Consider the following 23,513-nt stretch of genomic DNA (forward strand, 5'->3'; position numbering starts at 1 on the left):
TCACCGACCTGCCCGGCACACCGCGCGTACGCTGGCCGGGTGACAGGTCAGATCGAACTCCGCGTACTCGTGGACGACCCGGCGGATCCGCGCAGCCGTGAGGTGCCGCTGGATTTCCCGCGGGAGTGGATCGAATTCGTCGATCCGGCGGACGAGCGGCACCTGGTCCGGGCCGACCTCACCTGGCTGCTGTCCCGGTGGACCTGCGTGTTCGGCCGGGGCTGCCACGGCATCATCGCCGGCCGGGCCGCCGACGGCTGCTGCTCGCACGGCGCGTTCTTCACCGACTCCGACGACGAGAAGCGGGTCCGTACCGCGGTGAAGCGGCTGACCCCGGAAAACTGGCAGCACTTCCGTCGCGGTTTCAAGAGCTGGACCGAGAACGACACCGTGGACGGCAAGAACCCGGCGCGGCGTACCGCCACCCGGGACGCCGACGGCCCATGCGTCTTCCTCAACGACGCGGACTTCGCCGGCGGGGGCGGATGCGCGCTGCACGCCCAGGCGCTGCGCGACGGGGCGCACCCGCTGGAATACAAGCCCGACGTGTGCTGGCAGTTGCCGATCCGGCGGGACCAGGAGTGGGTGAAGCGGCCGGACAACACGAAGGTGCTGGTCTCCACGCTGGCCGAGTTCGACCGGCGGGGCTGGGGCGCGGGCGGGCACGACCTCGACTGGTGGTGCACCTCCTCGACCGACGCGCACGTCGGCACCGAGCCGATGTACCTGTCGTACCGCCCCGAGCTGACCGCGCTGGTCGGCGAGCCCGCGTACGCCAGGCTGGCCGAGCTCTGCGCGGCGCGGCTCCGGCAGGGCCAGGTCGCCCCCCACCCCGCCAGCGAAAACTGATCCGGATCAGCCGGCGAGTTGGCGCAGGCGTTTGACGATCTCGTGCACGCCACGCCGGGATCAGGGCTCGAACTTGTAGCCGAGGCCGCGCACGGTCACGATGTGGCGCGGGGTGGAGGGCTCCGGCTCGATCTTCGACCGCAGGCGCTTGACGTGCACGTCCAGGGTCTTGGTGTCGCCCACGTAGTCGGCGCCCCAGACCCGGTCGATCAGCTGCCCCCGGGTGAGCACCCGGCCGGCGTTCCGCAGCAGCAGCTCCAGCAGCTCGAACTCCTTGAGCGGCAACTGCACCGCGCCCCCGTCGACGGTCACCACATGCCGCTCGATGTCCATCCGGACCGGGCCGGCGGCCAGCGTCGGCACCCCCGACTCGGTCGTCTCGGGGCTCTGCCGGCGCAGCACGGCCCGGATCCGGGCCACCAGCTCACGGGGCGAGTACGGCTTGGTGACATAGTCGTCGGCGCCGATCTCCAGGCCGACCACCTTGTCGATCTCACTGTCCCGCGCGGTGACCATGATGATCGGCACGTGCGAGCGCTGCCGCAGTTGCCGGCACACCTCGGTGCCGGACATCTCCGGCAGCATCAGGTCGAGCAGGACGATGTCGGCGCCGGTCCGGTCGAACTCGGTGAGCGCCGACGTGCCCGTGGCGGCCACGGAGACCTCGAAGCCCTCCTTGCGGAGCATGTAGGACAGGGCGTCGGAGAACGATTCCTCGTCCTCGACCACCAGAACGCGACTCAACGGCGTTTCCTTTCATTCGGGTCGGGCCGGGCGGCGCCCGGCCTGATCCATTCGGTCAGACCTGCCGAAGCTCGGCCGGACCGGCCTCGATCCCAGCAGACGGCAATGTCGCCAGGAGGTCGTCCGGCGGGCTGGCGGGCAGCCGGAGAGTGAACGTCGACCCACCACCAAGAGTGCTCGTCACATCCACCCGGCCGCCATGGTTGCTCGCGATGTGCTTGACGATCGCCAGGCCGAGGCCGGTGCCGCCGGTCGCGCGGGACCGGGCCTGGTCGGCCCGGTAGAACCGCTCGAAGATCCGGTCCACGTCGGTGGGGGCGATGCCGATGCCCTGGTCCGTGACGGCGATCTCGACCTGGTCGTCGGTCGCGCGGGCGTCGATGCGTACCGTCGTGTCCTCGCCGGAGTAGTTGACGGCGTTCTCCACCAGGTTCGCCACCGCCGTGGCCAGTTGGCTGTCGCTGCCGTAGACGGTCAGCCCCCGCTCGGCCTCGACGGTCACCTCGATCCGGCGGGCGGTGGCGGCGGTCCGGGTACGGTCGACCACCTCGGAGATCACCCAGTCCACCGCGACCGGCTCCGGGGCCGGTTGCGGCTCGGCGCCCTGGAGCCGGGTCAGCTCCAGCAACTCCTGCACCAGCCGCCCCAGCCGGGTCGACTCGTGCTGGATGCGCTCGGCGAAACGGCGGGCCGCGACCACGTCCTCGGAGAGGTCGGGCTGCCCCTCGCCGGCGTGCTCGGTGGCGTCCAGCAGCGCCTCGGCGAGCAGTTGCAGCGCGCCGATCGGGGTCTTCAGCTCGTGGCTGACGTTGGCCACGAAGTCGCGGCGCACCCGGGCCAGCCGGTGCGACTCGGTCACGTCGGCCGCCTCCACCGCGATGTAGCCGTTGCCGAGCCCCATCGCCCGCAGGTGCACGCCGAGCGGATTCTCTCCGGCGTTGTCGCGGCCCCGGGGCAGGTCCAGCTCGATCTCGCGGCGCACGCCGGTGCGGCGCACCTGGCCGGCCAGGGTACGGATCAACGGATGCGCGGTGATCGAGCCCGGCCGGCCGCCGGTGCGCAGCAGCCCCATCGCCCGGGCCGCCGGGTTGACGAGCACGGGCACGTCCTCGGGGTCGAGCACGACCACCCCAGCGCGGAGCGAGTCGATCGCGCGGCGGCCGATCCCGACCTGCTGTTCCTCGGCGATCGTGAGCCTCCCCTTACCGATCCCGAAGCCGGCCCGCCGACGCGCCGCCGGCACGATCCGGGGCAGCCACAGGCCGACGACCAGCCCGGCCACCAGGGCCGCGGCCACACCCACCGTCACCGCCCACGTCACCCGGCGATCGTAGGGTCATTGTTCACCGGGCTACCGCCCAGACCGGGACGAAGCACTCTCACTTTCGGGAAAGTTCACCTGCGAGTCCGGCGCAGTTCACCGGCGTTCACCTCCGGTCCGCCCGCTGGCCCTAGTTTGTGCGGCGTACCTGCGCACAGCCTCGCCGGCCCGGTCGCCGGCGCCGACCCACAGGACGTGAGAATGCGCGACGAGTTCCGGGCCGAACTTGAGGCCGTCAGCCAACTGCTGGTCGAGATGGCCGAGAGCGTGCGGGCGGCGCTGCGGCAGGCAACCCGGGCCCTGCTCACCGCCGACCGCCGGGCGGCGGAGACGGTGATCGAGCGGGACACCGAGATCGACGGACTCTACCGGCAGGTGGAGGAGCGGGTCTGCGACCTGCTGGCCCGCCAGGCCCCGGTCGCCTCCGACCTGCGCGCCATGATCACCGCGCTGCACGTCGCCGCCGACCTGGAGCGCATGGGCGACCTGGCCGACCACGTCGCCAAGACCGCGCTGCGCCGGCACCCGTCGCCCGCCGTGCCGGCGGAGCTGCGGCCGGTCTTCACCGACATGGCGAACATCGCCGACCGGATGGCCGAGAAGATCGCCTCGGTGCTGGCCCGCCCCGACGCCGACCTCGCGGCCGAGCTGGACAGCGACGACGACGCGATGGACGAGCTGCACAAGGGCCTCTTCGGGGTGCTGCTCGGCGCGGACTGGCCGTACGGGGTGGAGACCGCCATCGACGCCACCCTGCTCGGCCGCTTCTACGAACGCTTCGCCGACCACGCGGTGAACAGCGCCGAGCACGTCGTCTACCTGATCACCGGCGAAATGTAAGGAAGGGCCCCCTGTTAACGCCTGGCGTATAGCAGGGGGCCCCTATTAACAAAAGCTGGATCAGCGGCCCTGGTTGGCCACCGCGGCGGCGGCCGTCTTGGCGGCTTCCGGGTCGAGGTAGGTGCCGCCGAGGGTCTGCGGGCGCAGCTGCGGGTCGAGGTCGTAGCGCAGCGGGATCCCGGTGGGGATGTTCAGCTTCGCGATCGCCTCGTCGCTGGTCTGGTCCAGGTGCTTGACCAGGGCGCGCAGCGAGTTGCCGTGCGCGGCCACCAGCACCGTCCGGCCGGCCAGGATGTCCGGCACGATCGAGTCGTACCAGTACGGCAGCATCCGCTCGACGACGTCCTTGAGGCACTCCGTACGCGGCATCAGCTCGGTGGGCAGCAGTGCGTACCGGGGGTCGCCCACCTGCGACCACTCGTCGTCGTCGGCGATAGGTGGAGGCGGCGTGTCGTACGAGCGACGCCAGAGCATGAACTGCTCCTCGCCGTACTCCTCCAGGGTCTGCTTCTTGTCCTTGCCCTGCAGGGCGCCGTAGTGGCGCTCGTTGAGCCGCCACGACCGGCGCACCGCGATCCAGTGCCGGTCGGCGGCGTTCAGCGCCAGCTCCGCGGTGCGGATGGCGCGACGCATCACGCTGGTGTGCACCACGTCCGGCAGGAGGCTGTGCTCGCGCAGCAGCTCGCCGCCGCGGCGCGCCTCGCTCTCCCCCTTCTCGGTCAGGTCGACATCGACCCAGCCGGTGAAGAGGTTCTTGGCGTTCCAGTCGCTCTCGCCGTGCCGCAGCAGGACCAGCGTCCCGACGGTGGGCCCCTCGCTAGCTGTCATGCCGATCATCCTGCCGCAACCCGCGCGGGCACGCGCGGGAAGGGTCGTGACGACCACCACGTGGAAATCGGCGTGACCCTGATTCCGGCGCGGCACTAGGTTGTAAGGATCATCAGGAAAATCAGTCATTACTGATAAGTCATCACCGAAACGGGGGCGCCGGCGTGCGCGCGATGCGGGGTTGGTTCCGGGACACCACCGGCGGGCTACCGAAGACCTTCTGGTATCTCTGGACCGGCACGCTGATCAACCGGCTCGGCTCGTTCGTCCTCGTCTTCCTCGCCATCTACCTGACCCAGGAACGCGGTTTCTCCGCCTCACAGGCCGGCCTGGTGCTCGGCATGTGGGGGGTGGGCGGCGCGATCGGCACCACCGCCGGCGGCACCCTCGCCGACCGCTGGGGTCGACGCCCCACCCTGCTCACCGCCCATCTCGGCGGAGCGGCCATGATGCTCGCCCTGGGCTTCGCCCGTGACCTGTGGGCGGTCGCGGCGGGCGCGCTGCTGCTCGGCCTCTTCGCCGAGGCGGCCCGCCCGGCGTTCGGCGCCATGATGATCGACGTCGTGCCGGAGCGGGACCGGTTGCGCGCCTTCTCGCTCAACTACTGGGCGATCAACCTCGGCTTCGCCTGCGCCGCGGTGCTCGCCGGCTTCGCCGCCCAGTCCGGCTACCTGCTGCTGTTCCTGGTCAACGCCGCGACCACAGTGGTCACCGCACTGATCATCTTCGCCAAGGTGCAGGAGACTCGCACGATCACCATCACCGCGGCGTCGACCAGCACCCCGACCGGAGCGCTGCGGACCATCCTGAACGACCGGGTGTACCTGGGTTTCGTGACGCTGAACCTGCTCGGTGCGCTGGTCTTCCTCCAGCACATCTCGATGCTGCCGATCGCGATGGCCGACTCGGGCCTGAGCCCCGCCACGTACGGGTCGGTGATCGCTCTCAACGGGGTCCTGATCGTGGTCGGGCAGCTGTTCGTACCCCGGTTGATCCGGGGTCGTAGCCGGTCGCACGTGCTCGCCCTGGCCTCGGTGGTGATGGGTGTCGGCTTTGGCCTGACCGCCTTCGCCGATGTCGCCTGGTTCTACGGGCTCACCGTGCTGATCTGGACGCTCGGCGAGATGCTCAACTCGCCATCCAACGCCACCCTCATCGCCGAGCTCTCCCCCGGCGAGTTGCGTGGCCGCTACCAGGGTGTCTTCTCGCTCTCCTGGCAGTTGGCCGGGGCGATCGCGCCGATCCTCGGCGGGCTGGTCCGCGAGCAGGCCGGCAACGTCACCCTCTGGCTCGGCTGCGCCGTGGTCGGCGCGGTGATGGCTGTGGGCCACCTGCTCTCCGGGCCGGCCCGGGAGCGGCGCGCGCTCCAACTGCGTACCGCCGGGGTCGGGCCGGTCGCGACGGCCCAGCCGACCGGGTCGGTCGCGGCCACCCAAGGGTGACCCCCGTCCCCGGGCGTCGCGGGGTTCCTCCGCTCCGGCAAGATCTGTTAGGTAACCGAACAGATCAAGGGGGGTTGGGTGCAGGCCGCAGAGCAGCACCAACGCCGGGTGACCGGCACTCCGCGTCGCTGGCTGGCCGATACCGCTGGCGGGCTGCCCGCCACCTTCTGGTACCTCTGGACCGGCCTGCTGATCAACCGGGCCGGGGCGTTCGCGATGCTCTTCCTGTCGCTCTACCTGACCGCCGCCCGAGGCGCCAGCGAATCGCTGGCCGGGGTGGTCGTCGGCGCCTACGGCGCGGGTGGCGCCGTCGGGGTGCTACTCGGCGGAGTGCTGGCCGACCGGTGGGGACGCCGGTCGACTCTGATCGCCGCACACCTGGCCACCGCCGTGCTGATGGTCGCGCTCGCCGTCAGCCAACGGCTGGGCGTGATCGCGGCGCTCGCCCTGCTGGTCGGCGTCACGCACTCGATGCCCAGCCCGGCCTTTGTCGCGGCGATCGTCGACGTGGTGCCCGAGCAACGCCGGTCCCGCGCGTTCAACCTGCAATTCTGGGCGTTCAACCTCGGCATGGCGGTGGCCTCGCTGCTGGCCGGCCTGCTGGCCGAGGCGAGCTACGTCGCGCTCTTCCTGGTGGACGCCGCCGCCACGCTGGCCACCGCCGTGCTCATCGCGTGGAAGGTGCCCGAGACCCTCGCCCAAAAGTCACCGCGAAATCCGGTACGACCGACGCCGGCCAGCCCCGGACACCGACCGCGCGGGCCCGGGCTGCACACCGCGTTGACCGACCGCCACTTCCTGGCCTTCGTCGGGCTGACCTTCGTCCTGGCCGTGCTGACCATGCAGGCTTCGACGATCATGCCACTGGCGATGCGCGCGGACGGGCTGGGACCTTCGGCGTACGGCACGGTGGTCGCGCTGGGCGGGGTGCTGATCGTGCTGGGGCAGCTCTTCGTACCGCGACTGATCGACCGCCACCGCAAGGCTCACGTGCTCGCCTTCTCCACGGCGTTGCTCGCCATCGGCTTCGGTGCCCTCGCCGTCGCCGACGACCTCGCGTTCTACCTGGGCGCCTGCGTGGTCTGGACGGTCGGCTCCATGCTGGCCGCGCCACCCAACGCGCAGATCAACGCGGACCTGGCGCCACCCGCGCTGCGGGCCCGCTACCAGTCGGTGTTCTACCTGGCCTTTCCGGCCGCGTCGTTCGTGGCACCCACGCTCGGCGGGTTCAGCCTCCAGCACTGGGGTGACGGGCACTGGCTGCTGGTCGGCGCGCTGGGACTACTGGCGGCCGGCGGCCACCTGCTCGCCGGGCCGTCCCGGGAGCGGCGCGTGACCGCACTGCGCCAGGCCACGGCGGGCCCGGCCGAGCCGGCGCTGCACCGGTGACGAGATACGCCGCGATGTGCCCGGCACGAGAGACCCCGTGTCGGGCACATCGCGGCGTACGACCGGCGGCGGCGGGCGACACTCACCCCCGTAAGCGACGCCCGCTCACGCCGCCGGTCCAAACAGGTGGGCACCGTCCCCCAACGGTGTCGATCCACCCGTCCCCCACACCCCACCCGGTGCACAGATCTGATCGATCCGCCGCTCCCCCGAACGGTTCCGAGCGTGGTGCGGTGCAATAAAGTTAGTTCGGGCCGTCGTGCCGATTCAACCTGGATCGGCTGTCTCGCCGGTCACAGCGGCTGTGTCCGGTCCCCCGGACGGCGCTTCGGGCCTCGCTCTTGGCCAACAGCGGGTACCCGTCGGGCATTCCCGCAAACATCTCAGGCATCGTCCCGATCGGGTGACTCGGTCCGGAAGAAGTTGCTCTGCCGGCCGTCCCGCAACTGCTCCTGGTAGATCAGGTTCAACCGCCGCAGATCGAAGGTGTGGAACCACTCGTCCCAGGTGATCTCGCGGATCCGGCTGCTCTCCCGGTAGCCCGGAATGTTGAACGTGAGCACTCCGGCCCGGCCTTCCCGCTCGGTGCCGCTGATCGTCGCCGGCCTGGCCCCCCGCTCGCGGGCCCACCGCCGGATGACGTCGTGGTTGGTGGTGACCAGGCTCCGCCCGGGACGCTCCGGCCGGTCCTCGATCGAGGCGATCATCTGCGACGAACGGGTCGACCGCGCAGTTCCCGGCCCGGTCCGCACCGCTGAGCCGCCGCCCGACGCCGCCGGGGCAGCGCCCCGGGCCGGTGCCGGCCGGGGCGCTCCGCGCGCCCCGGTCGCCCGACCCGCCGCCGTGGACTTTCGCGCCGCCGTACCGGACCTGCCTGCGGTCGTACCCCCAGCCGTGGACTTGCGCGCGGCGGTGGACTTGCGTGCGGCGGTGGACTTGCGTGCGGTCGTGGCCTTCGCCGCGGGCGCTGACTTCCGGGGTGCGGCCTTCCGTGCCCCGGTACCCGCCGCGGCCTTCCTCGCGGCACCCGCCGTCGTCTTGCGCACCGCGCCGGTCGCCGACTTCCGCGTGCTGGCCGCCGCCGTCTTCCGCGCGGTGCCACCGGCAGCCTTCCGGGCGGTGCCGCCGGTCGCCTTGCGTACGGTGCCGCCGGTCGCCTTCCGTGCCGACCCGGCCCGGCTCGCCGGCGCCGCCTTGGCCCGGCCCGGAGCCGTACGGCCGGCCGCCGCCTGCCTCGTACCGGCCGCCTTCGTGGCGCTGGCACGGCCGGCCGGCCCGGTGCTCCGTCGTGCGGCACCACCCGACCGGAGCGTCTTCACCAGCGTCTTCACCAGTTCCGGCTTGCGCAGGGCAGAGATGCCGGAGACGCCGTACCGGCGCAACTGCCCACGGATGTCGTCCACCCGCATCCGGGAGATCTCCGACTCGGAGATCCCCGGGGTGTTCGGGCTCTTGTTGCCGGCCTGCCGCTTGGTCCTGGTCGCGGTCCCGCCGCGACCCGAGCTGTTTCGCTGAGCCATGGACGCTCACGCTCCTCGACACTCAGTCTCGGCACGCGGCGGGTCCCAACGCCGCACCGCGTGGTGCGGCTTACCCAGCAGGACCGGTCTGAACCGCCCCGCCACGATCGGACCGAAACCGCCCGCGCCCACGATCGGACCGGATCCCGCGACCGGGCTGGAACGGCTTCCGGTTCAGCTGCGGTCGGAACCGTCCGCGCCCGCCGGGGACTCGAAGAGGTGCGCGAAGGCAGCGAGGTTCGCGGTGGACTCGCCCCGCTTGACCCGCCACTCCCACTCCCGCCGGATCGAGCTGCCGAAGCCGATCTCCAGCATCGTGTCGAAGGACTCGTCGGCGTAGGTCAGCACCGCGCCGAGCAGCCGGTCCAGTTCGTCGGCGTCCACCCCGGCCGGGTTGACCCGGCCGGTGAGGTAGATGTCGCCGACCGCGTCGATGGAGAACGACACGGCATACATCCGGGAGTTGCGCTGCAACAGCCAGGCCCAGAGTTCCTCACGCCGCTCGTCCGGCTGGCGCATCACGAACGCCTCGATGCGCAACGCGTGCTCGCCGACGATCAGGTTGCAGATCGTCTTGAGCTTGTGGGTGCCGGGCAGGGTCACCGCGTACGACCCCGGTCCGGTGGGCTCGCAGGCGAGCTCCCGCTCGGCGCAGACCGACTCGATCAGGGCCCCAAGGTCACTCATCGGGCCAACTCTACGGCCGCCGCTCCCCGCACCGCCCGGCCAGCGTTAAAAGGGGGCCCCTGCTATACACCAGGCGTTAACAGGGGGCCCTTCCTTACAAGCCTCGCCAGCTAGTTCGGAGGTTAGGCGGGCGCGGTGGGCGGCGATCGCCTCGCCGTAGACGGCTAGCAGCCGGTCGGCGGTGCGGTGCCAGGAGAAGTGGCGGGCGTGGCGGGCGGCGCCGACGGAGAGTTCGGCCCGGCGACCCCGGTCGGGCAGCAGGCGGGCGAGCGTACCCGCCCAGTCGACCGGGTCGTGGCCGTGCACCAGCACGCCGCTGACCTGGTCGCGTACCGCGGTCACCAGGCCGCCGACGGCGGCGGCCACCACGGGCGTACCGCAGGCCTGGGCCTCCAGCGCCACCAGGCCGAAGGACTCGTTGTACGACGGCACCGCCACCAGGTCGGCCGCCTGGTACAGCAGGGGCAGGTCGGCGCCGGTCTGCGGCGGCAGGAAGTGCACCCGGTCGGCGACGCCGAGCGAGGCGGCCAGCTCGATCAGGGCGGTGGGCCGGTCCAGCCCGCTGCCGCTGGGGCCGCCGCAGATCACCACCGCGATCTCCCCGGCGAGGGCCGGATCCCGCTCGGACAGCGCCGCGATCGCGCGGATCAGCACGTCCGGGGCCTTCAGCGGCTGGATCCGCCCGACGAAGGCCACCAGGTGACCACGGACGGGCAGCCCGAGTCGGGCACGGGCGGCGGTGGTGCCGGCGTCCCGGTCACCGAGGGCCGGGCGGAAACGGTCCAGGTCCACCCCGGGCTCCACCACGGCGACCTGGGTCGGGTCGGCGTCGTACCGTCCGACCAGGTCCCGGGCCTCGACCCGGGTGTTCGCGACCAGCCGGTCGGCCTCGGCGACCACCTGCTCCTCGCCGATCACCCGGGCCTTGGGTTCCGGCCGGTCGCCGGCGGCGAGCTGCGCGTTCTTCACCTTGGCCAGGGTGTGCGCGCTGTGCACCAGGGGCACTCCCCAGCGCTCCTTGGCCAGCCAGCCGACCTGCCCGGAGAGCCAGTAGTGGGAGTGGATGAGGTCGTAGTGGCCCGGCGGCCGGGCCGCCTCGGCACGCAGCACCCCGGCGGTGAACGCGCAGAGCTGGCCGGGCAGCTCTTCCTTGGTCAGCCCCTCCAGCGGGCCGGCCATCACGTGCCGGACGTGCACCCCCGGTACCACCTCCACCACCGGCGGCAGATCGCCGGAGGTGGCCCGGGTGAAGATCTCCACCTCGACGTCCGCCTCGGCCAGCCGGCGGGCGACCTCCAGGATGTAAACGTTCATTCCGCCCGCGTCGCCGGTGCCCGGCTGGTGCAGGGGCGAGGTGTGCACCGAGAGCGTCGCGATCCGCCGGGGCCGCGGCCACGGCAGGGCACCTCGCTGACGACCGACACCGGTGTGCATTTCCGCCACGTCCGCTCCCTTTGCCACGGTTGATGCCGTCCCGCACGCGACCGGCCGCTCCTGCGTCAACCTCCACGCCGGATGTCATCTTCCCGATCGGCAGCGGGAAATACGTCGGCCAGGGCCACCAGCGTGACCGACCTCATCGTGCGGGTGCCGCCCGGTTGACCATGGGCGGGGGCGAGAATGGCCGGATGAGTCGTGTCGCCATCGTCACCGGAGCGTCCAGCGGGATCGGCGCCGCCACCGCCCGGCGGCTCGCCAGCGAGGGTTTCCACGTCGTGGCCGCCGCACGGCGTACCGACCGGTTGGCCGGCCTGGTCACGGAGATAACCGCCGCCGGCGGCGCCGCCACCGCGGTGGCCTGCGACGTCACCTCGGACGAGTCGGTGGCGGCCCTCGCGCAGGCCGCCCAGCAGGCCCCCGGCCCGGTGACCCTGCTGGTCAACAACGCCGGCGGGGCGCGCGGGCTGGACCCGGTGGAATCCGGCGCCATCGGCGACTGGCAGTGGATGTACGACGTGAACGTGCTCGGCACGTTGCGGGTCACCCAGGCGCTGCTGCCGGCCCTGGAGTCCTCCGGCGCCGGCACCATCGTGATCGTCTCGTCGACCGCGGGCTTCACCGTGTACGAGGGCGGGGGCGGCTACGCCGCCTCGAAGCACGCGCAGACCGCGATCGCCGGCACGTTGCGGCTGGAGTTGTGCGGCCGGCCGCTCCGGGTGATCGAGATCGACCCGGGGATGGTGAGGACCGACGAGTTCTCGCTGACCCGGTTCGGCGGCGACGCCGACCGGGCCGCGGCCGTCTACGCCGGGGTCGCCGAACCGCTGGTCGCCGAGGACGTCGCCGACTGCATCGCCTGGTGCGCGACCCGCCCGCAGCATGTCAACGTGGACCGACTCGTCGTCCGTCCGCTGGCCCAGGCCGCCCAGCACAAGGTGCACCGGGCGAGCTGAGCGCCGATGGTGACGCGGGCGTCCCGGCCACTGGGCGTGGTGACCCGGGGCACCACCAACCCGAACCGGCTGCGCCGGGTGGACAACTGGATCGTGGCGACCTGCGCCGACGCGCTGCGGGCCGCGCCGGATCCGCTGGTGGTCGATCTCGGCTACGGCGCGACGCCGGTGACCGCGGTGGAGCTGCGTGCCCGGCTCGCCGCGGGGGTCCGCGCCGACGTGCGGGTGGTCGGGCTGGAGATCGATCCGGTACGCGTCGCCGACGCCCAGCCTGCCGCCGACCCGCCCGCGCTCACCTTCGCCCGCGGCGGCTTCGAGCTGGCCGGCCTGCGTCCCGTCCTGGTCCGCGCGTTCAATGTGCTTCGCCAGTACGACGAGAGCGAGGTGGCCGACGCCTGGGCCACGATCATCGGTCGGCTGGCGCCCGGCGGGCTGCTGGTCGAGGGCACCTGCGACGAGTTGGGCCGCCTCGGCGCCTGGCTGCTGCTCGACGCCGACGGACCGCGTTCGCTGACCCTGGCCGCCCGGCTGGCGACCCTGGACCGCCCGGCCGAGCTGGCCGAGCGGCTGCCGAAGGCGCTGATCCATCGCAACGTTCCCGGCGAGCCGATCCACGCCCTGATCCGAGCCCTGGACGACGCCTGGCGTGCCGCCGCCGGCTACGCCCCCTTCGGCCCCCGCCAGCGCTGGCTGCACACCGTCGCCGCAGTCCGCGCCGAGGGCTGGCCCATCCTCAACCACCCCCGCCGCTGGCGCCAAGGCGAACTAACCCTCCCCTGGCCCACCCCCACCCCTACCTGACGGCACCCCGTCCCGCCCCGCAGAGTTGGCGGGCGGGTGCTACCAGTCCGGGTGGGATGGGGTGGTCACAGGGTGCAGTTGATCAGGACGGGTTCGGGGTGGAGGGTCACCGCGAAGCGGGACTGGACGGTGTCGCGGATCTCGCGGGCCAGGGTGATCAGGGCCCGGGTGCTGGCGGTGCCGGTGGGGTTGGTGAGGGCGAGGGTGTGTTTGGTGGAGATGGCCGTGCCCTCGGGGCCGGGGTGTCCCTTGCCGAAGCCCGCCTTGTCGATCAGCCAGGCCGCGCTGACCTTGACCATGCCATCGGTGCCGGGCCAGGCCGGCGGCTCGCCCACGTCCGCGGCCCGCTGGCGCAGCAGCTCGAAGCCGGCGCGGTCCAGGACCGGATTGGTGAAGAAGGAGCCGACCGAGCGGGTGTCCGGGTCGGCCGGGTCGAGCACCATGCCCTTGCCGGCGCGCAGCCGCAGCACGGTGGCGCGCGCCTGCGCCAGCGGCACCCGGTCACCGACCTCCACGCCGAGCGCCCCGCCCAGCTCCGCGTAGCGGACCGGGCCGGAGAGCGGCGAGCGGGCCAGCCGGAAGTCGACCGAGAGCACCACCCAGCGCTCGCTGCCCTTGAAGATGCTGGACCGGTAGGCGAAGCCGCAGTCCACCGCGGCGACCCGGCCGACCGCTCCGGCGACCCGGTCGTAGACCTGCACGCCGGTGATGGTCTCGGCGACCTCCTGCCCGTACGCCCCGACGTTCTGGATCGGGGTGGCCCCGGTCGAGCCCGGGATGCCGGAGAGGCACTCCAGCCCGGACCAGCCGTTCGCCACGGTCGCGGCGACCAGGTCGTCCCACGGCTCGCCGGCCTCGACGCGTATCGTCACGGTCTGCTCGTCCTCGGCCAGCACCCGCAGTCCTCGGGAGCGGACGAGAAGCACGGTGCCCGGGAAGCCGACGTCGCCGATCACCACATTGCTGCCCCCGGCGAGCAGGAGGATCTCCTCCCCCGCCTCGCGTACCCGGGCGACGATCTCTTCGGCGCTGACGGCGGTGACAATCCGCGCAGCCGGTCCACCGAGGCGTAATGTGGTGTATTGCGACAGATCACCCGTGGTGGCGGATTGGGCGGCGGCTGCCGGCTGGGCGTAGACGTCAGACACGCCTTTCACCTTAGGCTGAGGGGTAGCCGCGGCACCCACTGGTGGCCCGGTCACCCCCGGGAGGATGGCGATGAGCAGATTGCACGGCACCAAGGACTTCTGGATCGGGGCACTCCGGGCAGAGGGTCCGGCCTTCGCCGCCGCAGTGACCGAGGCTCCGCCCGAGACCCCGGTGCTCTCCTGCCCCGGCTGGACGGTGACCGACCTGGCCCTGCACCTCACCGGCGTCTACCAGTGGGTACGCACCATCGCCGGCTCGGGCGGGACCACCGCCCCGCAGGGACGGGCGCAGCGCGCCGAGCCCGCGCCGGGGGTCACTGCGGCGCAGCAGTGGCAGCAGGCGTACGACGGGTTGATGGCCCTCTTCGACACCCTCGACCCGGAGGCGCCGGCGTGGAACTGGGCACCGCAGCCGAAGAAGGCGGCCTTCTGGCCACGCCGGATGGCGCACGAGACGGCGGTGCACCGCTGGGACGCCCAACTCGCCATCGCCGCCGGTGAGCCGATCGAGACCAAGCTCGCGGTCGACGGGGTGAGCGAGGTGCTCGACACCTGGCTGCCGGCCGGCCGGCGGAAGGCGGCCGGGCAGTGGAGTGGGGTGGTCCGGCTGAGCGCGACCGACGCCGCGCAGGAGTGGTTCCTGCGGCTACGCGGGGAGGGCGTCGCCCTGCTGGACACCGGCACCATCCTCGACCACGACGACCACCATGCCCGGGTGCACGTCAGCGGCACGGCGAGCGACCTGCTGCTGGCGCTGTGGGGCCGGGTCAGCTTCGACACCCTCACCGTCGCCGGTGACCCTGCCCTGCTCGACGGGGTGCGTACCGGCTGACCCGCCCGGCGATCCCGGCCGCACTCCTGGGTCGGGCGGGGCCGTGGCCATTCTGTGACCCCTCGCGAGAGAGCGCTCTCTTGACACCGGTCCCGGGCAAACCGCAGGCTACGTGAGAGCGCTCTCAGACTCACCCCACCACCACCCGACCTGAGAGGGGTCACCAGACAATGGGCACTTTTCCGCGCCACCGCCTCGCGGCGGTCGCCCTGGCCGCCGCTGGCGCGCTGCTCGTCACCAGCGGCTGCGGTGGCGGCGACGACGCGGCGGACGGCAACATAACGCTCACCGTCGACGTCTTCGGACAGTTCGGCTACGACGAGCTCTACCGGCAGTACGAGAACGACAACCCCGGCGTGAAGATCGTCGAGCGGGGCACCGGCGGCAACCTCGACGAGTACTCGCCGAAGCTGACGCAGTGGCTCGCCGCCGGCAAGGGCGCCGGTGACGTCGTGGCCATCGAAGAGGGTCTGATGGTCGAGTACAAGGCCAACCCGGACAACTTCGTCAACCTGCTCGACCACGGCGCCGCCGAACTCAAGGGCAACTTCCTGGAGTGGAAGTGGAACCAGGGGCTCACCGCCGACGGCTCGAAGCTGATCGGGCTCGGCACCGACGTCGGCGGCATGGCGATGTGCTACCGCACGGACCTGTTCGCCAAGGCGGGGCTGCCCACCGACCGCGAGGAGGTCTCCAAGCTCTGGCCGACCTGGCAGGACTACATCGCCACCGGCGAGAAGTTCAAGGCGGCGAACACCGGGGCGGCGTTCCTGGACGCCGCCACCAACACCTTCAACACGATCGTGCTCCAGACCGCCGGCAACGCGCAGGGCTACCACTACTACGACACCAGCGACAGCCTGGTGGTGGAGAGCAACCCGGCGGTCAAGCAGGCCTGGGACACCACCATAGCGATCATCAACGCCGGGCTCTCCGGCAAGTACGGCTCCTGGTCGGAGGAGTGGGTCTCGGCCTTCAAGCAGGCCAAGTTCGCCACCATCGCCTGCCCGGCCTGGATGACCGGCGTGATCGAGGGCAACGCCGGGCCGGAGGCCAACGGCAAGTGGGACATCGCCCGGGTGCCGGGCGACGGCGGTAACTGGGGCGGCTCGCACCTGGCCGTGCCGGCGCAGAGCAAGCACCAGGAAGAGGCGATCAAGCTGGCCAAGTTCCTGACCAGCCCGCAGGGCCACATCGGCGCCTTCAAGGCCAAGGGCCCGCTGCCCTCCTCGCCGCAGGCGCTGGACGACCCGGCGATCGCCGAGGCCACCAACGCGTACTTCTCCGGCGCACCGGTGGGCAAGATCTTCGGTGAGGGCGCGAAGACCCTGAAGCCGGTCTACATGGGCCCGAAGAACCAGGCCGTGCGCACCGAGGTCGAGAACGCCGTCCGCACCGTCGAGCTGGGACAGCGCAACCCCGACCAGGGCTGGCAGGACGCCATCGCGAACGCCAAGAAGGCCGCCGCCAAGTAACGGCCCGACGGCCCCGCCACCCCGCCGCCGATCCAGGACCCGCCGCGTACGCAGGACGCGTGCGGCGACCAGCCCTGGGTCGGCGCGGGGCGGGGGCCTGGAAAGGAGTTCACGGGTCATGGCGTTGCAGCTCGACGCGCGACCGCCGGCCACACCGGCATCGGGCAACACCCGCCAGTGGCGGGCCGGCCGGCTGAGCCGGATCGACGCGAAGTACTCGCCCTACCTCTACATCGCCCCGTTCTTCCTGGTCTTCGCGGTCTTCGGGGCATGGCCGCTGGCGTACACCTTCTGGGTCTCGCTGCACGACTGGGACCTGCTCGGTACCGACCATCCCTTCGTCGGCGCGGAGAACTACACCCGGCTGCTGGCCGACGGCGACTTCTGGCACTCGGTGGTCAACACCCTCGGCATCTTCGTCATCAGCACGGTGCCGCAGCTGCTCCTCGCGCTCTGGCTGGCCAACCTGCTCAACCGCCAGCTGCGGTTCCGTACCGGCTGGCGGATGGCGGTGCTGGTCCCCAACGTCACCTCCACAGCCGCGGTGGCGATCGTCTTCGGCGTGCTGTTCGGCCGCGAGTTCGGCATGGTCAACTGGCTGCTCGACATGGTCGGCATCGACGCGATCGGGTGGAAGTCCAACCGGTTCGCCTCCTGGGTGGCCATCTCGACCATGGTCGACTGGCGGTGGACCGGCTACAACGCGCTGATCTTCCTGGCCGCCATGCAGGCCATCCCGCGCGACCTCTACGAGGCGGCGGCCATCGACGGCGCGAACCGGGCCCGGCAGTTCTGGTCCGTCACCGTGCCGCTGCTCAAGCCGACAATCATCTTCTGCGTCATCATCTCCACCATCGGTGGGCTCCAGCTCTTCACCGAACCCCGGATGTTCCACTCCGGCACCAACCCGATCCGGGGCGGAACGCTCCGCGAGTCACAGACGATGACCATGTACATGTTCGAGAACGCCTTCGCGCCCTATTACAACTTCGGCTACGGCTCGGCGGTGGCGTGGCTGCTCTTTGCCCTGATCGCCATCGTGGCGGCGATCAACGTACTGATCATCCGCCGGCTCGGCACCGGCGGGCGGGCGGAGAGCGGCAAGCGGAAGGGAGGCTCCCGATGAGCGAGCGCAGCGAGCGAGTCCTTCGGCTCAGCGCGTTGGGGCCTCGTCGTGACGCCGAGCGAAGCGAGGTGGCGCGATGAGCCGGCTGTGGCGGGCCAGCCCGCTGACGTACGGTGCGCTGATCGCCGCCACGGTCCTGTCGGTCTTCCCGATCTACTGGATGTTCGTGGTGGCCAGCCGGTCCAGCGACGCGATGGGACAGCTGCCGCCGCCGGTCACCCCCGGCGGCAACCTCGGTGCCAACATCTCCCGGCTCTTCGCCAACACCGACGCGTACTTCCTGGCCGGTCTGATCAACTCGGCGATCGTGGCGACCACGGTCACCGTCTCGGTGGTGTTCTTCTCCACCCTCGCCGGGTTCGCCTTCGCCAAACTGCGGTTCCGGGGCAGCAACGCGCTGCTGATGGTGATCATCGCGACGATGATGGTGCCCACCCAGCTCGGCATCATCCCGTTGTACATGCTGATGACGAAGTTCAACCTCAGCGACCGGCTGCCCGCGGTGATCCTGCCCGCGCTGGTCACCGGATTCGGGGTGTTCATGATGCGGCAGTACGCCGGCCAGGCGGTCAGCACCGAGCTGATCGAGGCGGCCCGGGTGGATGGCTGCGGCACCGCCCGGATCTACTGGAACGTGGTGGTGCCGGCCCTGCGTCCGGCCGCCGCCGTGCTCGGCCTGCTCACCTTCATGACCACCTGGAACGACTTCCTGTGGCCGTACGCGGTGCTCAACGACCCGGAGAATCCCACCGTGCAGCTGTCGTTGCGGGCCCTGTCCGACGGCTACTACCAGGACATGTCCCAGGTGTTCACGGGTACGGCCATCGCCACGCTGCCGTTGCTGCTGGTGTTCGTCCTGTTCGGCCGCCAGATCATCGGCGGGATCATGGAAGGTGCGGTGAAGGCGTGACTGAACTACGGTTCCCCGACAACTTTCTCTGGGGCGCGGCGACCGCCGCGTACCAGATCGAGGGCGCGGCCCGCGACGACGGGCGCGGCGAGTCGATCTGGGACACCTTCAGCCGTACCCCCGGCAAGGTCCACGCCGGGCACACCGGCGACGTCGCCTGCGACCACTACCACCGGTACGCCGACGACGTCGCGATGATGGCCGAGCTGGGCCTCCAGGCGTACCGGTTCTCGGTGTCCTGGCCGCGGATCCAGCCGGACGGCACCGGCCCGGTCAACCCGCGCGGCCTGGACTTCTACGACCGGCTGACCGACGCGCTGCTGGGCCGGGGCATCGACCCGATCGTCACCCTCTACCACTGGGACCTGCCGCAGACGTTGCAGGACCGGGGCGGCTGGACCGCCCGGGACACCGCCGAGCACTTCGCCACCTACGCCTCCGCCGTGCACACCCGGCTCGGCGACCGGATCGGCACCTGGACGACGCTCAACGAGCCGTGGTGCGCGGCGTACCTCGGCTACGGCAACGGGGTGCACGCACCCGGGGTGCAGGATCCGGGCGCGGCCTTCACCGCCGTACACCATCTGCTGCTCGCGCACGGCCTGGCCACGCAGGCGCTTCGGGCGGGCGGCGCCAGCCGGGTCGGCATCACCCTCAACCCGGCCGACGTCCGCCCCGCCGACCCGAACAGCGCGGCCGACGCCGACGCGGTACGCCTGGTCGACGGCCTGCACAACCGGATCTTCCTCGACCCGCTGCTGGTCGGCGGGTACCCGGACGACGTCCGCGAGCACGTCGCCCGGATCGTCGAACCGGCGTTCGTCCAGGACGGCGACGAGAAGATCATCGCCGCGCCGATCGACCTGCTCGGAATCAACTACTACGCACCGACCTACGTGGCCGGGCGGCCGGGCGGCGCCGGTGGTGGCGGCGCGTACCCGGGCACCAAGGGAGCGGTGGAGTTCCTGCCGCCGGTCGGGCCGCTGACCGACATGGGCTGGATGATCGAGCCGGCCGGGCTGACCCGGCTGCTGGAGCGGATCGCCACCGACTACCCGGCGGTGCCGCTGCTGATCACCGAGAACGGCGCGGCCTTCCCGGACAAGGCCGCCGCGGACGCGACGAGCCCGACGCTGGACACCGACCGGATCGCCTACCTCGACGGCCACCTGCGCGCCGCGCACGAGGCGATCGCCCGGGGCGTCGACCTGCGCGGCTATCTCGTATGGTCATTGCTGGACAACTTCGAGTGGGCCGAGGGGTACCGGAAGCGATTCGGCATCGTGCACGTCGACTACCTCACCCAGCGGCGTACACCGAAGTCCAGCGCCCGGTGGTACCAGGAGGTGATCTCCCGGAACGGGCTTTGACGACGAGGTGGTATCTCCGATGACGGGGGCGCAGCGGCCCACTCTGGAAGCGGTGGCACGACGGGCCGGAGTGTCCCGGGCCACCGTCTCCCGGGTGGTCAACGGCTCGACCACGGTCGCCGAGCCGATCCGGGAGGCGGTCCGCCAGGCGGTGGCCGAGTTGGGGTACGTGCCGAACCTGGCCGCGCGCACCCTCGTCACCCAGCGGACCGACTCGATCGCGCTGGTCATGCCGGAGGAGGCCACCCGGGTCTTCTCCGACGACCAGGTCTTTCCCGGCATCATCCGGGGCGCCGCACAGGAGCTGGAGGCCGCCGACAAGCAGTTGGTGCTGATGCTGGCCGGCTCGCCGGCCGGGCACGAACGGGTCGAGCGGTACACCACCGGCCGGCACGTCGACGGCGTGTTGTTCGCCTCGCTGCACGGTGCCGACCCGCTCCCCGCCAAGCTGGCCGCGCTGGGCATTCCCGTGGTGTGCAGCGGCCGGCCGCTCGACGGGGCGGACGTCCCGTACATCGACGTCGACCAGGTCGGTGGGGTGACCCGGGCGGTGCGGCACCTGATCGAGAGCGGACGACGCCGGATCGCCACCATCGCCGGGCCGCAGGACATGGTCGCCGGGATCGAACGGCTGGCCGGCTACCGGGACACGGTGGCCGCCGCCGGGCTGCCCGAGATGGTGGCGGTCGGCGACTTCACCCGGGAATCCGGGGCGGCGGCGATGCGCCAACTACTCGCCGCCCATCCCGACCTGGACGCCGTCTTCGCCGCCTCCGACCTGATGGCGCACGCCGCCCTGCGTACGCTGCGCGAGGCGGGACGGCGGGTACCGGAGGACGTCGCGATGATCGGCTTCGACGACATCGAGACCGCCGCGTACACCGACCCCCCGCTGACCACCGTCCGGCAGCCGATACTGGAACTCGGCCGGCAGGGCACCCGGCTGCTGCTCCGCCTAGCCGCCGGCGAGCCCGTCGAGCCGGCCCTCATCCTCCCCACCGAACTAATCCTCCGCGACTCCGCCTGAGGTGTAAGGAGGGGCCCCCTATTAACGCCTCCGGTAGAGGAGGGGCCCCCTATTAACAGCTGTGGTGGGCGGCGGCCGGTGTGGCTACGCTTCGGCGGACATCCGATCCGGTTGGGCACCGCCCGGCCGAGGTCGCGGCGCAGCTCCGCGCGGCGCTCGAAGCCGCCGGCTGGCGAGGGTGACCCGGGAGGCGGGCGTGTCCCCGTCAGTCCTCGGTGATCGGTTGGCCGAGCGAGCGGCGGGCCAGCAGGGTGGCACCGGCGATCGCGGCCGGCATGAGCAGTACCGCGCCGAGCGGGATCAGGAAGCAGACGAAGACCGCCACCCCGAAGCCGAGGGCGGTAGCACGATCGGCCTTCAACGCGGCCCGGCGGTCCGGCAGCCGCTTGCCCCGACGGTAGAAGGGCGCGCCCACCAGTTCCACGGCGAGTAGCCAGCCACCCACCGCCGCACCGATCACCGGCACCACGGTCTGGCCGACGAGCGGGATGAAGCCGGCGGCGAAGAGTGGGATGCCGAACAGGGCGGCCAGGGCCACCAGGCGCAGCGAATCGACGGTGCTGCGGCGCAGCGAGGGCCAGAACGGCACCTCGATCGCGTCGGCGGCGCCGCCGTACCGCTCCTCCACCCGCTCGGAGATCTTCTCGTAGAACGGGTCGCCGATGACCAGCGTGACGGCGGTGAAGGTGAGGACCGTGAGCAGGCCGCCGAGGCCGAGGAAGGCGAGCGCGGCGATCAGCCGGACCAGGCTCCGGGCCAGCGCCGGCCAGTCGTCGGCGAACGGGGTCACCACGGCGGCCAGGTCGCCGACGAAGAACAGCAGGGTGGCGTACGCGGCGAGGAAGACCGCCCCGGAGATCAGCGCCGGCACCACGCCGAGCAGCATCAGACCGGGACTGCGTACGTACAGACCGATGCCGCGCAGCAGCAGCGCGGCGCCGCCGGCGAAGCGACGTGCGGCGCTCGCGGCGGTGCCGGGGATCCCGGATGCGTCCACGTGCACGAGGGTACGGCCGCATCAACCGATTGATGGATCGCCCGGGTCAACCGGAGCTGCTCAAGATCACCTCCGGCTGGTCGATTCGCCGCCGGGCCGGCGTCGCGACCCTGGACGGGTACGCGAAACACCGACGGCGGAAGGGCGGCGTCATGCCGGTCATCGAGGTGACCAACCTGCACAAGCGGTACGGCCGAACGGTGGCCGTGGACGACGTCTCGTTCACCGTCGAGACCGGGGAGATCTTCGGCGTGCTCGGGCCGAACGGCGCCGGCAAGACCACCACTGTGGAGTGTGTCGCCGGGCTCCGCGCCCCGGACAGGGGCGGGGTGTCGGTGCTCGGGCTCGATCCCCGCCGGGACGCCACCCGGCTCCGCCAGCTGGTCGGCGTGCAGCTTCAGGAGAGCCAGCTGCCCGACCGGCTCCGGGTCGCGGAGGCGCTGGAACTGTACGCGTCCTTCTACCGCGACCCGGCCGACCCGGCCCGGCTGATCGACGAGCTGGGCCTGGGTGAGAAGCGGAACACGCCGTACGACAAGCTCTCCGGCGGCCAGAAGCAGCGGCTCTCCATCGCGCTGGCGCTGGTCGGCAACCCGAAGATCGCCATCCTGGACGAGTTGACGACCGGGCTGGACCCGCAGGCCCGCCGGGACACCTGGAGTCTCATCGAGCGGGTACGCGACGGCGGGGTGACGATCGTGCTGGTCACCCACTTCATGGAGGAGGCCGAGCGGCTCTGCGACCGGTTGGCGCTGATCAACCAGGGACGGGTGGTGGCGCTGGACAGCCCGGCCGGGCTGGTCACCTCCGTGGCGCCGGAGCAGCGGATCCGGTTCCGCCCGTCGACGCCGTTGGACGACCGGCTCCTCACCGACCTGCCCCAGGTGAGCGCGGTGACCCGCAGCGGCCGCCAGGTGGTGGTGACCGGCACCGGTGACGTGCTGCACGCGGTCACCTCGGTACTCGCCCGCAACCAGATCATCGCCGCCGACCTACGGCTGGAGCAGGCCACGCTGGACGACGCGTTCGTCGAGCTGACCGGGCACCGGCTCAGCGACTGAGGGGAACACGATGCACGCCTTCGGCCAGATCCTCAAGACTGAGGCAAAGCTCCACCTGCGGGACATCCCGACGCTGGTGCTCACCATCGGACTGCCCACCCTGATCCTGGTGGTGCTCGGGCTCATCCCCGCGCTCCGCGAGCCCGACCCGAACTTCGGCGGGCAGTCCTTCGTCACGTACTTCACGCCGTCGCTGCTGGTGCTGACGCTGGCGATGGTCGGCGTGAATGCCCTGCCCACGGTGCTGGCCACGTATCGGGAACGCGGCATCCTGCGGCGGCTGGCCACCACCCCGGCCAGCCCGCTGGCGCTGCTGGCCGCTCAGCTCGTGCTTGCCCTCGTCGCCATCCTGACCAGCGCGGTGCTGCTCGCCCTGGTGGCCCGGCTCGCGTTCGGCTCCCCGCTGCCGCAGCATCCACTCGGATTCGCGGCGGCCCTCGTCCTCGGCACGGCGGCCCTGCTCGCGCTGGGGCTGGTGGTCGCTGCGGTCGCCCGGACCGCCAAGTCGGCCCAGGCACTTGCCGTACCACTGTTCATGGTGATCATGTTCTTCGGCGGGGTCTACCTGCCGCGGTTCCTGCTGCCCGACTTCCTGGCCGAGATCGGCGCCTACACCCCGCCCGGGGTGCAGGCGCTGCTCGACGCCTGGACCGGCACCGCGCCGCACCCGCTGCACCTGGGGATAATGGCGGTGATCGCCGTGGCGGCCAGCGCCGGCGCGGCGAAACTGTTCCGCTGGGAGTGAACGGAGAG

At 71.6% G+C, this 23,513-nt stretch carries 23 protein-coding genes; 15 read left to right on the forward strand and 8 right to left on the reverse strand.

The features are described 5' to 3' along the window. Positions 1-39: 39 nt before the first annotated feature. The gene (locus ACQPYA_RS28190) at positions 40-849 is read left to right on the forward strand and encodes a hypothetical protein (RefSeq protein ID WP_433530041.1); all 810 of its coding nucleotides are present in this window, start codon (positions 40-42) and stop codon (positions 847-849) included. A 60-nt stretch (positions 850-909) separates the two neighbouring features. Here ACQPYA_RS28190 and ACQPYA_RS28195 read toward each other — a convergent pair whose 3' ends face one another. Both ACQPYA_RS28195 and ACQPYA_RS28200 read right to left on the reverse strand, forming a co-directional pair. After that, entirely contained in the window at positions 910-1,593 is a 684-nt protein-coding gene (locus ACQPYA_RS28195) for a response regulator (protein WP_433530042.1), read from the reverse strand. 55 nt (positions 1,594-1,648) lie between these two features. After that, positions 1,649-2,914 (reverse strand): ATP-binding protein, encoded by a 1,266-nt coding sequence (locus tag ACQPYA_RS28200; protein WP_433530043.1) that lies wholly within the window; start codon positions 2,912-2,914, stop codon positions 1,649-1,651. Positions 2,915-3,115: 201 nt separating this feature from the next. On the opposite strand from ACQPYA_RS28200, the gene phoU reads away from it, so the two are divergent. Beyond that, positions 3,116-3,754, forward strand: a complete 639-nt coding sequence (phoU, locus tag ACQPYA_RS28205; RefSeq protein ID WP_433530044.1) for a phosphate signaling complex protein PhoU — start codon at positions 3,116-3,118, stop codon at positions 3,752-3,754. 60 nt (positions 3,755-3,814) lie between these two features. On the opposite strand, the gene ACQPYA_RS28210 is transcribed toward phoU, so the two are convergent. Beyond that, entirely contained in the window at positions 3,815-4,582 is a 768-nt protein-coding gene (locus ACQPYA_RS28210) for a phosphoglyceromutase (protein WP_433530045.1), read from the reverse strand. A gap of 164 nt (positions 4,583-4,746) precedes the next feature. Between ACQPYA_RS28210 and ACQPYA_RS28215 the strand changes: the two genes are divergently transcribed. Together ACQPYA_RS28215 and ACQPYA_RS28220 are read left to right on the forward strand one after the other, a co-directional pair. After that, a complete protein-coding gene (locus ACQPYA_RS28215; protein ID WP_433530046.1) occupies positions 4,747-6,024 on the forward strand; it encodes an MDR family MFS transporter in 1,278 nt (425 codons plus the stop codon). Positions 6,025-6,102: 78 nt separating this feature from the next. After that, positions 6,103-7,413, forward strand: coding sequence for an MFS transporter (locus ACQPYA_RS28220; RefSeq protein ID WP_433530047.1), 1,311 nt, complete (start codon positions 6,103-6,105; stop codon positions 7,411-7,413). Between the two features lie 383 nt (positions 7,414-7,796). On the opposite strand, the gene ACQPYA_RS28225 is transcribed toward ACQPYA_RS28220, so the two are convergent. Beyond that, complete coding sequence (locus ACQPYA_RS28225; RefSeq protein ID WP_433533660.1) at positions 7,797-8,459, reverse strand: hypothetical protein; 663 nt, start codon at positions 8,457-8,459, stop codon at positions 7,797-7,799. Here ACQPYA_RS28225 and ACQPYA_RS28230 point away from each other — a divergent pair. After that, the gene (locus ACQPYA_RS28230; protein WP_433533725.1) at positions 8,344-8,928 is read left to right on the forward strand and encodes a hypothetical protein; all 585 of its coding nucleotides are present in this window, start codon (positions 8,344-8,346) and stop codon (positions 8,926-8,928) included. The two genes, ACQPYA_RS28225 and ACQPYA_RS28230, sit on opposite strands and share 116 nt — an antisense overlap. A 179-nt stretch (positions 8,929-9,107) precedes the next feature. Here ACQPYA_RS28230 and ACQPYA_RS28235 read toward each other — a convergent pair whose 3' ends face one another. Both ACQPYA_RS28235 and mshA read right to left on the reverse strand, forming a co-directional pair. Then, positions 9,108-9,620, reverse strand: coding sequence for a YbjN domain-containing protein (locus tag ACQPYA_RS28235; protein ID WP_433530048.1), 513 nt, complete (start codon positions 9,618-9,620; stop codon positions 9,108-9,110). Positions 9,621-9,665: 45 nt separating this feature from the next. Continuing rightward, positions 9,666-11,063, reverse strand: coding sequence for a D-inositol-3-phosphate glycosyltransferase (mshA, locus tag ACQPYA_RS28240; protein ID WP_433530049.1), 1,398 nt, complete (start codon positions 11,061-11,063; stop codon positions 9,666-9,668). A gap of 185 nt (positions 11,064-11,248) precedes the next feature. Between mshA and ACQPYA_RS28245 the strand changes: the two genes are divergently transcribed. Both ACQPYA_RS28245 and ACQPYA_RS28250 read left to right on the forward strand, forming a co-directional pair. Then, on the forward strand, positions 11,249-12,013 hold the full coding sequence (locus tag ACQPYA_RS28245) for an SDR family NAD(P)-dependent oxidoreductase (RefSeq protein ID WP_433530050.1): 765 nt from the start codon (positions 11,249-11,251) through the stop codon (positions 12,011-12,013). Between the two features lie 6 nt (positions 12,014-12,019). Beyond that, positions 12,020-12,814: a class I SAM-dependent methyltransferase gene (locus tag ACQPYA_RS28250; RefSeq protein ID WP_433530051.1), complete on the forward strand. Its 795-nt coding sequence runs from the start codon at positions 12,020-12,022 to the stop codon at positions 12,812-12,814. Between the two features lie 65 nt (positions 12,815-12,879). Here ACQPYA_RS28250 and ACQPYA_RS28255 read toward each other — a convergent pair whose 3' ends face one another. Beyond that, positions 12,880-13,905: a UDP-N-acetylmuramate dehydrogenase gene (locus tag ACQPYA_RS28255; protein WP_433533661.1), complete on the reverse strand. Its 1,026-nt coding sequence runs from the start codon at positions 13,903-13,905 to the stop codon at positions 12,880-12,882. A gap of 127 nt (positions 13,906-14,032) precedes the next feature. On the opposite strand from ACQPYA_RS28255, the gene ACQPYA_RS28260 reads away from it, so the two are divergent. The 6 genes from ACQPYA_RS28260 (at position 14,033) to ACQPYA_RS28285 (ending at position 20,702) form a co-directional block, all read left to right on the forward strand. Then, entirely contained in the window at positions 14,033-14,794 is a 762-nt protein-coding gene (locus ACQPYA_RS28260) for a maleylpyruvate isomerase family mycothiol-dependent enzyme (RefSeq protein WP_433530052.1), read from the forward strand. A gap of 170 nt (positions 14,795-14,964) precedes the next feature. Next, the gene (locus tag ACQPYA_RS28265) at positions 14,965-16,269 is read left to right on the forward strand and encodes an ABC transporter substrate-binding protein (protein ID WP_433530053.1); all 1,305 of its coding nucleotides are present in this window, start codon (positions 14,965-14,967) and stop codon (positions 16,267-16,269) included. A gap of 118 nt (positions 16,270-16,387) precedes the next feature. Then, a complete protein-coding gene (locus ACQPYA_RS28270) occupies positions 16,388-17,395 on the forward strand; it encodes a carbohydrate ABC transporter permease (RefSeq protein WP_433530054.1) in 1,008 nt (335 codons plus the stop codon). A 76-nt stretch (positions 17,396-17,471) separates the two neighbouring features. Further along, positions 17,472-18,305 carry a carbohydrate ABC transporter permease gene (locus ACQPYA_RS28275; protein ID WP_433530055.1) on the forward strand — a complete coding sequence of 278 codons (834 nt, stop codon included), beginning with the start codon at positions 17,472-17,474 and terminating at the stop codon, positions 18,303-18,305. Next, entirely contained in the window at positions 18,302-19,675 is a 1,374-nt protein-coding gene (locus tag ACQPYA_RS28280; protein WP_433530056.1) for a GH1 family beta-glucosidase, read from the forward strand. The genes ACQPYA_RS28275 and ACQPYA_RS28280 overlap by 4 nt, the downstream gene beginning before the upstream one ends. A 19-nt stretch (positions 19,676-19,694) precedes the next feature. Continuing rightward, the gene (locus tag ACQPYA_RS28285) at positions 19,695-20,702 is read left to right on the forward strand and encodes a LacI family DNA-binding transcriptional regulator (protein WP_433530057.1); all 1,008 of its coding nucleotides are present in this window, start codon (positions 19,695-19,697) and stop codon (positions 20,700-20,702) included. Between the two features lie 205 nt (positions 20,703-20,907). Here ACQPYA_RS28285 and ACQPYA_RS28290 read toward each other — a convergent pair whose 3' ends face one another. Then, complete coding sequence (locus ACQPYA_RS28290) at positions 20,908-21,699, reverse strand: EI24 domain-containing protein (RefSeq protein ID WP_433530058.1); 792 nt, start codon at positions 21,697-21,699, stop codon at positions 20,908-20,910. 152 nt (positions 21,700-21,851) lie between these two features. Between ACQPYA_RS28290 and ACQPYA_RS28295 the strand changes: the two genes are divergently transcribed. Both ACQPYA_RS28295 and ACQPYA_RS28300 read left to right on the forward strand, forming a co-directional pair. After that, positions 21,852-22,760 (forward strand): ABC transporter ATP-binding protein, encoded by a 909-nt coding sequence (locus ACQPYA_RS28295; RefSeq protein WP_433533662.1) that lies wholly within the window; start codon positions 21,852-21,854, stop codon positions 22,758-22,760. Between the two features lie 10 nt (positions 22,761-22,770). Further along, the gene (locus ACQPYA_RS28300) at positions 22,771-23,505 is read left to right on the forward strand and encodes an ABC transporter permease (protein WP_433530059.1); all 735 of its coding nucleotides are present in this window, start codon (positions 22,771-22,773) and stop codon (positions 23,503-23,505) included. Positions 23,506-23,513: the final 8 nt, after the last annotated feature.

It is taken from the genome of Micromonospora sp. CA-263727 (assembly GCF_050942455.1).
In the GTDB taxonomy this organism is placed as follows: domain Bacteria; phylum Actinomycetota; class Actinomycetes; order Mycobacteriales; family Micromonosporaceae; genus Micromonospora.

What these genes read in the sequence shown, in the direction of transcription:
- phoU (WP_433530044.1), top strand. Translation starts at nt 3,116, where the DNA reads ATGCGCGACGAGTTCCGGGCCGAACTTGAGGCCGTCAGCCAACTGCTG.
- ACQPYA_RS28210 (WP_433530045.1), bottom strand. Translation starts at nt 4,582, where the DNA reads ATGACAGCTAGCGAGGGGCCCACCGTCGGGACGCTGGTCCTGCTGCGG.
- ACQPYA_RS28235 (WP_433530048.1), bottom strand. Translation starts at nt 9,620, where the DNA reads ATGAGTGACCTTGGGGCCCTGATCGAGTCGGTCTGCGCCGAGCGGGAG.
- ACQPYA_RS28245 (WP_433530050.1), top strand. Translation starts at nt 11,249, where the DNA reads ATGAGTCGTGTCGCCATCGTCACCGGAGCGTCCAGCGGGATCGGCGCC.
- ACQPYA_RS28250 (WP_433530051.1), top strand. Translation starts at nt 12,020, where the DNA reads ATGGTGACGCGGGCGTCCCGGCCACTGGGCGTGGTGACCCGGGGCACC.
- ACQPYA_RS28260 (WP_433530052.1), top strand. Translation starts at nt 14,033, where the DNA reads ATGAGCAGATTGCACGGCACCAAGGACTTCTGGATCGGGGCACTCCGG.
- ACQPYA_RS28265 (WP_433530053.1), top strand. Translation starts at nt 14,965, where the DNA reads ATGGGCACTTTTCCGCGCCACCGCCTCGCGGCGGTCGCCCTGGCCGCC.
- ACQPYA_RS28270 (WP_433530054.1), top strand. Translation starts at nt 16,388, where the DNA reads ATGGCGTTGCAGCTCGACGCGCGACCGCCGGCCACACCGGCATCGGGC.
- ACQPYA_RS28275 (WP_433530055.1), top strand. Translation starts at nt 17,472, where the DNA reads ATGAGCCGGCTGTGGCGGGCCAGCCCGCTGACGTACGGTGCGCTGATC.
- ACQPYA_RS28285 (WP_433530057.1), top strand. Translation starts at nt 19,695, where the DNA reads ATGACGGGGGCGCAGCGGCCCACTCTGGAAGCGGTGGCACGACGGGCC.
- ACQPYA_RS28295 (WP_433533662.1), top strand. Translation starts at nt 21,852, where the DNA reads ATGCCGGTCATCGAGGTGACCAACCTGCACAAGCGGTACGGCCGAACG.
- ACQPYA_RS28300 (WP_433530059.1), top strand. Translation starts at nt 22,771, where the DNA reads ATGCACGCCTTCGGCCAGATCCTCAAGACTGAGGCAAAGCTCCACCTG.